The sequence below is a fragment of the Picosynechococcus sp. PCC 8807 genome, from assembly GCF_001693295.1.
In the GTDB taxonomy this organism is placed as follows: domain Bacteria; phylum Cyanobacteriota; class Cyanobacteriia; order Cyanobacteriales; family MRBY01; genus MRBY01.
Map to the genome: position 1 here is coordinate 1,546,696 of NZ_CP016483.1, position 12,476 is coordinate 1,559,171.

Below are 12,476 nucleotides of genomic sequence, written 5' to 3' on the forward strand. Positions count from 1 at the left end.
TTTCGCGTTTACCCCAGCAAGCCGCAATCTGACCAGATTAACTAGCAGAAAAATTGCGCGCTAGTCACCCCTAATGATTCAGTGGATAGTCTCTTAGCTCAAAGCACCACCACAACTCGAGCCACTTCCCGCTGTGCAACCATAACAATAGGGTTTCGTCGCCACCGTTTCAATGACATCTAAGGATTCTGCCTCTAGGAGGTGCCGCACCGTTACCGGTTGGCCGTCGGGAGTGCGGGCTGGGAGAGATTCCATCTGGTTAAAATCACAATCGAAAATATTGCCTTCATAATCCACAGAAAGCTGGCTACGACACATGAGATTAGGCACTGTCGTCCCGTTGTGATGTGCCGCCAAAAAGCTGAGATAGGGTTTATAGAGCGCGTGGGCCTGGAGATAATTTTTTACGCGGCCAATGGGTAAATTTGTGATCGTAAACAGGTGATTAAACTGAATTTGAAAATGGCGTGCTAAATAAGCTTTGTAATCTTGTTCTAGGGCCGCTTGATTGGGCGTGAGGGAAAAGTCTTGGTTTCGGGGCACGGGCGGATTGTAAACTAAATCCAAGACTAGGGCGGGATCTCGACCATAACCCAAGGCATTTAATTTTTGTAGGGCCGCAATGGAATCTTGGTACACTCCCGCACCCCGTTGGCGATCGACGTTATCTTCTAAATAACAGGGCAGGGAAGCCACCACTCGCACCTGATTTTCTGCAAAATAGGTGGGTAAATCTTCGTACCCAGGCACGAAAAAAATGGTTAGGTTTGAGCGCACAATCACATCTTTCCCTGTTTCCCGTGCTGCAGCCACCAGTTGCCTAAACCCATCGTGCATTTCCGGCGCTCCCCCCGTGAGATCCACCGTTTGAATTTGGGGGAAGGTGCGAATCAGTTGGATCAATTGGGCACAAATTTCTGGGCTGAGTGCCTCGGTGCGCTTCGGGCTGGCCTCAACATGGCAATGGGTGCAGGCGAGGTTACATTTTTTGCCGAGGTTAATTTGGAGAGTGTTGATAGGGGTTTTGCTTAGGGGTTGACCCAAGGTTTTCTGAAAAGCGGGGATGGTGGTTTGGGTTGGGGTTTGAACCATGGTGATTGGGATAACAGAACAGGGATGAATTTTTAGTTAACAGCAACTATCGGTGCGACAACAGGCGGCGTCTTCAGTCAGTTGGGTGAGCTGGTAATCTGCGCCCTTGGTCTCCTGGGGATCACGGCGGGCCTCTGGGTGACAGTTAAATGGGGCGGCTGTTTCCAGAGGAATTGCTTGGTAGGGGGCAACGGGGATAAATTGCCCGGCATAGGGGCCATCGGGATTCGTCAGGCGCTGAAAGGTTTGATCGCACACGGCCATTCTTTCACCTCGAAAATAGGTGCGACCCGCATCATCTTGGATCTGCTTCCATGGGCCTTTGTAAATGACGGCTTGGTGCCGTTCGCGACCAATTGCTTTTTCGCCTTTATAGGCCCGGACGGTCATAGAGCGAAATTCGATGCCATCAATAGTCTGCCAGGGTTCAGCCCCGTAATTAAGGATTTCAACGCTAGAAAAACCCACCGCCTCAAACATTTGCAAAAATTCGGCTTCTAGAAAAGCGCCAGCAATGCAACCACTCCATAACTCTGGATCATTGAGGATTTTTTCGGTGGGTGGCTCATCACAGACGATATCCGAGATGACGGCGCGGCCCCCTTTTTTCAGAACCCGGTGAATTTCCTGGAACAGTTGTTGTTTATCGCTGGGTTTGACGAGGTTTAAAACACAGTTAGAGATCACGAGGTCAATGCTCTCGTCGGCAATTAGGGGGGACTCTGCCCGGAGGCGATCGCCTTCCGTTTCATAGCGGGCAATATCTTCTAGGGTGGTAATGGGATTTGCCTGGAGCCAAGCCTGGAGCAGATCAAGGGGAAGTTTAAGGTCTTGGATTTTCCCTTTGACAAATTCGGTATTCTGGAAGCCAATTTTCGTGGCGATCGCCCCTTGATATTTGCGGGCGAGATTTAACATCACATCATTAAAATCAACACCAATCACCTTCCCCGTCGGCCCCACTTTTTGGGCGACCATGTAGCAATTTTTGCCAGCTCCACACCCCAGATCAAGGACGGTATCTCCTGGGATTGCATAGCGAGTCGGATCACCACAGCCGTAATCCTTCGTCAAAATTTCATCGGGAATCACATCCAGATAATGGACATCCTGGTATTCTGTCGGGCAACACAGACTGGGTTCGTGGGTCTGGGCTCCCGCTTGGTAGCGACTGAGAACTGCATTCTCCACATCGTAAGTCGGTGTAATACTTTGTTCGGGCATTGGTGAGTTTCGACCCCAGATCAGCGCGTATGTGTTGATCATCATATCGATGATTTATGAAAATCACCTGAGTTAATGGCGCAAATACAGCTAAATCACCTGAATTTCTCCACCATCGGTTAACCTTTGACCCTATGTTTGCCCCTCGGTTCTTGCCTACAATGGGAAAGAATTTTTAAGTTTAAATGTTGCCTTCCCCCATGACCTCAAACGCTGCCCCCGTTGGAACTGACTTTGATCGTGCCATGATGCAACGCTGTATTACGTTAGCAAAGCAGGCAGCCGGAAAAACCGCCCCAAACCCAATGGTGGGCGCTGTGGTCGTTCAAGATCAAAACATTATTGGTGAAGGATTTCATCCGGGGGCAGGTCAACCCCATGCAGAGGTGTTTGCACTCCGGGAGGCAGGGGCAGCCGCCCAAGGCGCAACGCTCTATGTCAGCCTAGAACCCTGTAACCACCACGGCAGAACGCCCCCCTGTAGTCAGGCGGTGGTTAAAGCGGGCATCTCTAAGGTCGTAGTCGGCATGGTCGATCCGAATCCTTTAGTGGCGGGGGGCGGTTTAAAAACCCTCACGGATGCGGGCATCGAAGTTGTAACGGGTGTTGAGGAGGCTGCTTGTCGAGAGTTAAATGCAGGTTTTATTTGGCGGATGCTGCATCAGCGTCCCCTCGGTATTTTGAAATATGCCATGACCCTCGATGGAAAAATTGCCACGACCACGGGCCACAGTGCTTGGATCACTCACCAGGAAACCCGCAACCAGGTCTATGATCTTCGTTCCCAGTGTGATGCAGTGGTTGTCGGAGGAAATACGGTGCGCCTTGATAATCCTTATTTAACGACCCACGGTACCGCTGACCACAATCCTTTGCGCATTGTTGTGAGCCAAACGTTAACCTTGCCCCGCGATCGCCATTTGTGGGATGTGACCGCTGCCCCGACGGTGGTTTTGACCCAGGCCACAGCGAATCCAGAAATGCAGGCTTTCCTCCAGCAACGGCGCGTGGAAGTGGTACACCTCGATCCGGTTTCCCCTGAAGGCGTGATGCAATATCTCTATGATCGGGGTTGTTTGCAGGTGTTGTGGGAATGCGGCGGCACCCTCGCGGCGGCGGCGATCGCCTCTGGCAGTATCCAAAAGGTGATGGCTTTTATCGCCCCGAAAATTATTGGTGGCCAAGGGGCACCGACGCCCGTGGGGAATTTGGGTTTGACGCTCATGGACGAGGCGATCACCCTCGAAAATGTCCAGCTTCAATCCATCGGCCATGATTTTCTGTTAACTGGCGATCTCCCCAATTTGAAGGAATAATTTGTCGCACTAGGCTTCAGACGAGGCGTAACCAGGAAAATAATTCTGTGGCGGTGAGTTGCCAAGGGGCGATCGCTGGCAAAACGGGAAGCGGATCATCCTGTTCTTTGAATTCAGCGAGTTTATCAGGGTAAAAAATGGTGACTGAGTAGTCCTCTGGGGCAATGAGCCAACCAAGTTTTGTCCCTTGTTGCAGAGAAAAAAGAATTTTTTCGATGACTCTGGGTGGATTTTGTTCTGGAGAGAGAATTTCAATTACCCAATCTGGGGCAACAGAAAACCGATTTTGGATTTCGCCATTTTCGTCTACAGGAATATTGGCCCACTCGAACACCGCAATATCAGGTACAAGGGAGCGATCGCCGAAGGTACAGCGCAATTCAGGAAAAGCATAGGCTAATTTTTCAGACTGTCCAACGCGATTAATTTCCGCCACTAAACGACCTTGTAATGTGCTGTGCTTTCCTTGGGGCATGGGTTTTTGATGAATTTTCCCGTTGATATATTCACTTGCTGGTTTGGTTTCGGGTAATGCCAAAAACTCAGGCAAAGAATATTGTTGAGATTGTACTGTGGTGATTGTCATTGCAATTTCTCCTATTTACGTAACAAAATATTATTTTCACCATTATTGAAAAGCCATCGCAGCAGTAATAGCTCCAAAACGTCATGAATTTACTCAATAATAATGGCCAATTTATAGAGCAAAACAAAACCACTAGCTTATCAAGTATTATTTGATTTCTATACAATCAGCAAATTCACTGTATATTTCTTGATTAGAATCACGGGTTGCAGCTACTAAAGATCGAAGATTATTAATGGCAGCCTCAATTTCTCCAATATTCTTTAAGCTATTGTCTAATGCAGTATTTAACTGAGTACAGAAGGGTAGTAACTTATCAATAACAAGATTCCAGTTTTCTCTTGCTTGGATGGGAGAGCACTTTTTTCCAAAAGAAACACTGAATAAGTCAGGGATTTTTCGATCTAAAAAGACTTCCAAACAAGAGGAAATGGCATATGTAAACAAATATATTGAACCGCGCTTTCTAAAGAAAGATAATACATTCGACTGAATTGTTGTCAGTTCTTGCTTTTTAATTAATTCTTCCTTCTTAGTCTCAATAGCTTTAACTAATGAATAGGTACAAACTAGATGAGATGCTTTCGTTCTTTCATTAAAATATTTTGAATAAAGTCTATCGTTAATCCAAATACCTGACTTTTTATTATATGCAGTGATTGGATCGCCATGAAAAGCTGCTAATGCCTGGCCTACGGAATAAGAAGCAAGAAGATTTGGTCTACGTCTAATAGCATCACCAGCTCCTCCTCTGCGTCCACCTTCATATTCAGCATCAGGAATTTCTTGCATTTCTGTCTTCAGTCGCTTTTGAATTTTATCAGTACTCCTAAAGTCCGCAGCTTCCACTTTATTTTGACTATTATTGAATTGAATGATTTGCTGAATTAAATCAGGATTTCCCTGATTAATAGCAATAAATCGAGCTTGAACCATTGCACTGTTACCTGGAGGTACTTTCAAAGAGCCGATCGCACCAGTGGTTTGAGCCCCGTTGACTATTGAAAGTCCACTTACAATGATTTTTCGACTTTCACCTTCCTTTACATCATAAGAATGAGTAATAATAGTTAGTCCATTATTATAAACCCAAAAATTTCCAGCATCATTCTCTACTGTATTCTTGATTCCGTTGTTAATGTTGGAGTCGGATGCTCTAGATCCTAGATAGTCTCTAATGTTAGCAGAGAAAATCTTTGTTTGATATTTTCTATATAGTTGGTATAGTTTTTCTGCAGAAACTGCGGTGCAATAAGCTTTCCAATCTTCTCCTTCAATTTCATAGCCAGACTTACAATCGAATGAAATTTCTTCTGTTACAAGTATTGGAGTTTGACATTCTTCGTACCAAGTTTGTAAACAATTTGTTCCAACTTCACAATAAATAACTTGTATTTTTTTCTCGGAAAAACTGCTGTTTAGAGTATTGGAAACTGTCTGTTGCACAGTCTTTAGTTCTTCCTCTACATTTGTTGATTCAGGTAGATTATGAACATACCAAACATATATTTTTTCAACTTCATCTTGTTTTATCGCTTCCCTTAAATTAATGGCGGATGATTTAATTCGCTCAGGGACATCATTGATTTCTCGCTGTAGTAGCCAGCCTATGCCAGTATTTAAATCTGATGCCTTATTTGCAGGAGCTTTATCTTTATCTTTCGACGAAAAATAACACTGTGCAATAACAGCATATTTCTCTTCTTGATTAAGATAAACAATATCAAGCTTTTTGTCATCACTACCATCAGTAACACAATCGGCAGCAACACTAGGAAGATCCTCAAGACCAAATTTCAGTGCTAGCGCAAATAAACCTAAAGCATTATCTTTATATGCGTCCAATTCGTTTATAGACTGATAAGCTGACTGCCAACTGGACATACTTAAAATTTCCTTTTTAAAAAAGTTTACAATGACCGACTGATTCAAAAAACATATTTCATCTTATCAAAAACACAAAAAACTTTAAATATAAAGAAGAAGTCAGGAGAGCGATCACCGTTTATTATTTCTTCGTTAATAGCGGTTTGAGGAATTTACCTGTATAGGATTCTTTGACTTTAATTAAATCCTCCGGTGTACCCGTCGCAATAATCTCTCCACCGCGATCGCCACCCTCTGGCCCCAGATCAATCAACCAATCACTACAGCGAATCACGTCTAAATTATGCTCAATTACCAACACCGAATTTCCCTTATCCACCAGCCGTTGCAACACATTTAACAGGTGATGCACATCGTAAAACGATAAACCCGTCGTCGGTTCATCAATTAGATAAAGGGTTTTACCCGTTGCCCGCCGCGACAATTCTGAAGCCAGTTTCACCCGTTGCGCTTCTCCGCCGGAGAGGGTCGGTGCTGGTTGTCCCAAGCGAATATATCCTAAGCCCACATCCACCAGAGTTTGCAAGCGATTTGCCGCCGTCGTAATATTTTCAAAAACTTCCAGAGCTTCCTCCACCGTCATATTCAACACATCCGAAATGGAATAGCCCTTAAATTTCACCTGAAGCGTTTCACGGTTATAGCGTGCCCCCTTGCATACCTCACACTGCACATAGACATCCGGCAAGAAATTCATCTCGATCACATTTACTCCTTGACCACCACAAGCTTCACACCGTCCGCCTTTCACGTTGAACGAAAACCGTCCTTTTTTATAACCCCTCGTTTTCGCCTCTACAGTCTCGGCAAATAAATTCCGAATCGGATCAAAAATGCCCGTATAGGTCGCTGGATTGGATCGGGGGGTTCTGCCGATGGGAGATTGGTCAATGACGATCACCTTATCAATGGATTTTAAGCCTTTGACACCGCCCAACTCCTTGGGAAAAGGCACATTCCGATTGAGGCTATGTTGCAACGCCGGATAAAGCAATTCATTCATCAGGGTCGATTTCCCCGAACCGGAAACCCCCGTCACTGACACCAATTTGCCGAGGGGAATTTCTACGGTGATATTTTTGAGATTATTTTTCGTGCAATTTTCGAGGCGTAATCTGCCGCCGTTGCCTTCCCGTCGCTCTGGGGGGGTGGCGATCGCCCGTCTGCCGGACAGATAAGCGCTGGTGAGGGATTTTTTGTTCTTCAGAAATTTGTCAAAGCTGCCCTGAAAAACGATTTCGCCGCCATGTACCCCCGCTTTTGGCCCAATATCAACAATGTGATCGGCGGTGCGGATCGTGTCCTCGTCATGTTCGACCACAATTAAAGTATTGCCGAGATCCCGCAATTTTTTGAGGGTTTGCAACAGTCGCTCATTGTCCCGCTGGTGGAGGCCGATACTGGGTTCGTCGAGTACATACAACACCCCCGTTAGCCCTGCGCCGATCTGGGTGGCAAGGCGGATGCGCTGGGCTTCGCCGCCGGAGAGGGTCATCGCCGCCCGATCAAGGGTGAGGTAATCTAAACCAACATCCAGCAGGAATTGTAACCGCGCCCGAATTTCCTTTAGGGCTAATTCCCCGATCAATTTTTGGCGATCGCTTAACTCTAAATTTTCGACCCGTTCGAGACAGTCGCGGATGGCAACGCTGGTCAATTCGTCGATATTATATTGCCCTAAACGGACGGATAATGCTTCTGGTTTAAGGCGTTTTCCGTGGCAAACTTCGCAGGGTTGATTAATTAAATATTTTTCCAGTTTATCTTTGATCGCATCGGAATTTGTATCTTCATAATTGCGTTCTAATAGTTTTAAAATTCCCGAATAATGGCGATAGTAACCTTTGCCGCCACCGTAGCGGGATTCCTCCTCAAACCAAATGGGTTCTTCAGTGCCATGGAGTAAAATTTCCTGGTGTTCTTTTTTGAGTTTTTCCCAGGGTGTTTGAATCTCAAAACCGAAGTTTTGCCCGAGGTTATACAGCAACGATAAATAATAGGTATTTTCCTTTTCTGACCAAGGGGCGATCGCCGCATAGAGGGGTTGTTTTGGGTCGGGAATGACGAGATCAGGGGAAAAACGGCGATGACTGCCTAGCCCGTGGCAAGCGGGACAAGCGCCATAGGGGGAGTTAAAAGAAAACAAACGGGGGGATAACTCTTCCATGACTGCGCCATGTTCGGGGCAAGCAAAATTTTCGGAAAAAATAATCTGTTCACCCGTCTCAATTAAATCAACAATTGCTGTTCCTTCGGAATGTTTTAAACAGGTACTCAAAGAATCCACTAAACGCTCTTGAATTCCCTCTTTTTTCACCAGACGATCCACCACAATTTCAATGGTGTGATAGTGATTTTTATTGAGGGTGATATTGTCACTGAGTTCACGGGTTTCGCCATTAATTCTCACCCGGGCAAACCCTTCGGCGGCAATACTAGAAAGGGTCTTTTTATGGGTTCCCTTTTGGTGACGCACAATCGGTGCAAGCAACTGAAATTTCGTTCGATCCGGCAATGTCAACACCCGATCACACATCTCATCGATGGTCTGGGGCGCAATCGGGCGATCGCAGTGGGGACAGTGGGGCTCTCCCGCCCGCCCGAAGAGTAACCGCAGATAATCGGCAATTTCCGTGACCGTGCCGACGGTGGAGCGGGGGTTATGGGAGGTGGATTTTTGGTCAATGGAGATCGCTGGACTCAAACCTTCAATCGCGTCCACATCAGGTTTATCCAACTGCCCCAAAAACTGGCGGGCGTAAGCACTGAGGGATTCTACATAACGGCGCTGTCCCTCCGCAAAAATCGTGTCAAACGCTAGGGACGACTTCCCCGAACCCGACACCCCCGTAAACACAATCAACTGGTTACGCGGCAAATCGAGATCCACATTTTTTAGGTTGTGCTGTCTTGCGCCACGGATGCGGATTTGGTCGGATTTGCTCATGGGGGGCGATCGCCAATTTCGAGAAAAGTGCCTAAACATTATAAATAGACCTGTCGAGAATTTCAGAACCCTTTCCAGGCCAGATCCTCAGCGGCAAAACCACAGTTGGGTTTTAAATGAGTCAAAAAGAAAACCACAGCCCGATGCCGTGGTTTCACAGATAACCTAAATGGTTGTGGTGTTAAATCACTATGCTGAGATCAACCTAGAGATTCTCGCTAGTTTCACTAGATGTTTCCAATTCTGCCATTAATGCAGGGGGCACAATCACGGTATCGATCACATGGACAACGCCATTGCTAGCTTCGATATCTGCCATGACAACATTTGCATTGTTGACTTTCACGCCATCATCGAGGGAGATCACCACATCACTACCTTCAACGGTGGTGACAGCCCCAGCACTGAGATCAGTGGACATGACATTACCGCTGACCACGTGGTAGGTCAAAATTTGAGTGAGGATTTCCTTATTTTCAGGGAGTAAAAGGCTTTCGAGCACGCCATCGGGCAGGGCTGCAAAAGCATCATTGGTGGGAGCAAAAACAGTAAAAGGGCCTTCGCCAGCAAGGGTCTCGGCGAGGTCAGCCGCAGAAACTGCCGCTACGAGGGTCGAAAAAGCATCGTTGCTAGCAGCAATGTCCACAATGGTCGGTGCTGTCATTGCCGCTGCGGGTGCAGGCGCTTCAGCCTCGGTCATGGGCTTTGTTTTATCTCCGTAGCTACCATAGTCCCCTGCTTGGGCAACGGTACTAAAGCCAAGGGTGCTACCAAGGGCTAGACTGAGGGCGAGGGTTTTTGTAAAACGCATAGATACTTCCTGTCTGTGAGCGAACAATAAAGTTGTTTCTTTTCGTAGTGTTTTGTAAAGCAAACTTTACAATCCTCCTCACTGTAGCAAGTATTTTTCGTTTTGGCAGGAATTGTCTGGAAAGGTCTATTTATCGGGAAATGGCGGAACTTTCTGGGGAAAACGACAGTCTAAGAACAGCTATTTTTGAAATTTGTTGGCGATACCACAGGCCACAAAGCTTAGAGCAGACTTGACTTTTTAAGAAAGAACACGCAGGGGATAAATCGTCCACATTTGTCCCGTAACCGTGGGGAGATGAATTTTAAAATTACGGCCATCGGTTGCCAGTTTGGTCACAACTGCAAACAAATCGTTCACAAAGGGAGAGACATGGCGGAGGCGATCGCAACCACTTTGTACCAACTTTAAACACCAGTGGCGCAGCATATCATACAAAACTTCGAGGCCAATGTAGATGGCGACTTGCTGGAGTTGACTAAAGTTGAGGGCCAGGGGCGAAAGGCAATAAAGCCAGCATAAGAAACCAAAGATTGCGAAGGTAAGGGCGAGTTTGAGGGAGTGGTGACGGAGAAAAGTAGTGATAATCATCGGACTGGCCTGCTCTGTTGTGGTACTGCTTGATAGTTGCCACGTCCTAGAACAGATGCAGTATTTTATTTATCTACCCACCGCAAAAGCCCCCTAACAGATTAGCCATGTTAGGGAGAAGATTGTGCTGGCAGGTTTTGACCAAGGCAATGATGTGCTTTGTGCCATCACACCACCACCTTGGCGATCGCCTTTTTTAAAAAGAGAAGAGAGAGCTTTGGTTTTGGAAGCTGTTCTGGAAGCTGCTGTTGTTGACGCTGTTGCCGAAACCAATTCCCGCACCTGTTTGGCTTGCACCCACCTGGGCGACACTGGTATTATTGCCAAACCCAAAGGCGTCGGATTGGAGCTGAGTGCTGGATTGACCAAGGTTGTTATTGACGTTGTTGAAAAAGCCATCAGCCACAGCAGTCTGGGAACCGACAATTGTAGACTGGGCGCCGTTGTTACCACCACTAAAGAAACCGCTTTGGTTTTGGAAATTTGATTGGCCCATGGTGTTAGAAGTAGAGTTGCCGACGCCAACAGCGGCACTGGTCTGTTCAGAAATCATTGTGCTGCTAGAGACATTATCGGCTTTAGCGGGTTGAGCGATACTCAGGACACCGAGGGCAAGGAAAGCACCAGCGGCAGCAAGTTTGAGGGACTGGGGGCGGGAGAAAGCGAAAGTAGTCATGGGTCAGTTACCTGTTGATTGATTGTTGTGTGTTGCCAGGTGATAGTGACCGAAAATTTTGCTTATGCAGTTTGGAGCGCAACTTTTTTGAAAATCCTTCACCATCAAGGGTTACAGCGTTCTTGGTAAAAGCTGGCCATCTGCTTGAATCGTTAAAGGAGTCTCCGGAAAATCCCGCTGGGTCAGTTGTTGCATCCGCTTAATCGCTGTCCCCGTGGCATCGTAAAACGGAAATCCCTGACCGTTGAGACGCACAGGATGAAGTTTCCCCTTCAGAAAACGCCCCTCACTACTCATCGAAACCTCTAAAATGACGCTTTCGGCGAGGGTACTGGCCACTGATAGGGCACCATCGGCGACGAAATTACCGAGGGAATAGGCGATCAAACGGCCTTGGTAAAGTTCTACTGCCCGGAGTACATGGGGGCCATGGCCAACAATCAGATCTGCCCCGGCATCAATCAGATTCCGGGAAAATTTGTGGAGGTCGCCACGGTTTTCCCCAAAAAACCATTCCGTACCAGGCCGGACGCGATTTGCCCCCGTACCTTCGGCACCAGCATGGACAGAGATCACGATAATGTCGGCTTTGGCGTCGGCTTCCTTGACCAGAGCGACGGCGGCATTCAGATCTTGAACCGTATTGTGATATTGGTAAGTGCTAAAACCGATGAGGGCGACGGTGAGGTCTTTGTGTTGGTGGTAATGGATTTGGTTTTTAACGCCAATGGGGGCAATGCCAGTGTCTGCAAGGGTCGTTTGGGTATCTTGAAAGCCTGTTTGTCCGTAGTCGAAGGTGTGGTTGTTGGCAATGCTAAGGGCTTGGAACCCTGCATCCTTGAGGAGATTGGCATAGCTAGGGGCCGTCCGAAAAGCAAAGACATTGGGGCGACTGATATCTTTTGCGGCGTAGGGATGATTGGTAAGGGTGGTTTCTAGATTGCCGATAAGGAGGTCGCTCCAACCGAGCTGGCCTTCGACCCCGGCAAACATCTGCATTTTCTGTGCGACTTGGGGCGTTTTAGAGTAGCGAGTCCCTGGGGCCATATCCCCAACGGCCTTGAGGGTGATGACGGTCGTTTTGGTTTGGGGGATGGGGGCGATCGCCTTGGCCGCATCGGTGGCAATTGTGGCGAGGGTGCTGTTGCTAATGGCGACGGAAGTGCTGATAAAAGAGACTTGTTGGCGTTGATAATGCCTAAATCCGAGGATGCCAAGGGAAGTGATAATTGTTAGGCCACCTAAACCCCAGGGCAACCAACGGCGCAGGGAAACAGTAGATAAAGGAAACTGTGCCATAGCAACGGACGCAAAAGTACCGCTTTATCGTACTGGATTTTTGGTGC

General features: G+C 47.2%; 10 protein-coding genes. 1 reads left to right on the forward strand and 9 read right to left on the reverse strand.

All coding sequences use genetic code 11. The features are described from left to right. Window positions 1-93: 93 nt before the first annotated feature. Both arsS and AWQ24_RS07405 read right to left on the reverse strand, forming a co-directional pair. The gene (gene arsS, locus AWQ24_RS07400) at window positions 94-1,092 is read right to left on the reverse strand and encodes an arsenosugar biosynthesis radical SAM (seleno)protein ArsS (protein WP_012307077.1); all 999 of its coding nucleotides are present in this window, start codon (window positions 1,090-1,092) and stop codon (window positions 94-96) included. A 36-nt stretch (window positions 1,093-1,128) separates the two neighbouring features. Further along, window positions 1,129-2,316: a methyltransferase domain-containing protein gene (locus AWQ24_RS07405; RefSeq protein ID WP_065716417.1), complete on the reverse strand. Its 1,188-nt coding sequence runs from the start codon at window positions 2,314-2,316 to the stop codon at window positions 1,129-1,131. A 200-nt stretch (window positions 2,317-2,516) separates the two neighbouring features. On the opposite strand from AWQ24_RS07405, the gene ribD reads away from it, so the two are divergent. Continuing rightward, window positions 2,517-3,632 (forward strand): bifunctional diaminohydroxyphosphoribosylaminopyrimidine deaminase/5-amino-6-(5-phosphoribosylamino)uracil reductase RibD, encoded by a 1,116-nt coding sequence (gene ribD, locus AWQ24_RS07410; RefSeq protein WP_065716418.1) that lies wholly within the window; start codon window positions 2,517-2,519, stop codon window positions 3,630-3,632. Between the two features lie 16 nt (window positions 3,633-3,648). Here ribD and AWQ24_RS07415 read toward each other — a convergent pair whose 3' ends face one another. The 7 genes from AWQ24_RS07415 to AWQ24_RS07445 form a co-directional block, all read right to left on the reverse strand. After that, window positions 3,649-4,218, reverse strand: a complete 570-nt coding sequence (locus AWQ24_RS07415; RefSeq protein ID WP_065716419.1) for a Uma2 family endonuclease — start codon at window positions 4,216-4,218, stop codon at window positions 3,649-3,651. A gap of 147 nt (window positions 4,219-4,365) precedes the next feature. Further along, on the reverse strand, window positions 4,366-6,102 hold the full coding sequence (locus AWQ24_RS07420; protein WP_012307081.1) for an AIPR family protein: 1,737 nt from the start codon (window positions 6,100-6,102) through the stop codon (window positions 4,366-4,368). A 124-nt stretch (window positions 6,103-6,226) separates the two neighbouring features. Next, entirely contained in the window at window positions 6,227-9,052 is a 2,826-nt protein-coding gene (gene uvrA, locus AWQ24_RS07425; protein ID WP_065716420.1) for an excinuclease ABC subunit UvrA, read from the reverse strand. Window positions 9,053-9,257: 205 nt separating this feature from the next. Next, entirely contained in the window at window positions 9,258-9,863 is a 606-nt protein-coding gene (locus tag AWQ24_RS07430) for a fasciclin domain-containing protein (protein WP_012307083.1), read from the reverse strand. Between the two features lie 240 nt (window positions 9,864-10,103). Beyond that, window positions 10,104-10,454: a hypothetical protein gene (locus tag AWQ24_RS07435; RefSeq protein ID WP_065716421.1), complete on the reverse strand. Its 351-nt coding sequence runs from the start codon at window positions 10,452-10,454 to the stop codon at window positions 10,104-10,106. Between the two features lie 196 nt (window positions 10,455-10,650). After that, window positions 10,651-11,130, reverse strand: coding sequence for a hypothetical protein (locus tag AWQ24_RS07440; RefSeq protein WP_065716422.1), 480 nt, complete (start codon window positions 11,128-11,130; stop codon window positions 10,651-10,653). Window positions 11,131-11,241: 111 nt separating this feature from the next. Next, entirely contained in the window at window positions 11,242-12,429 is a 1,188-nt protein-coding gene (locus tag AWQ24_RS07445; RefSeq protein ID WP_232318785.1) for a CapA family protein, read from the reverse strand. Window positions 12,430-12,476 lie beyond the last annotated feature (47 nt).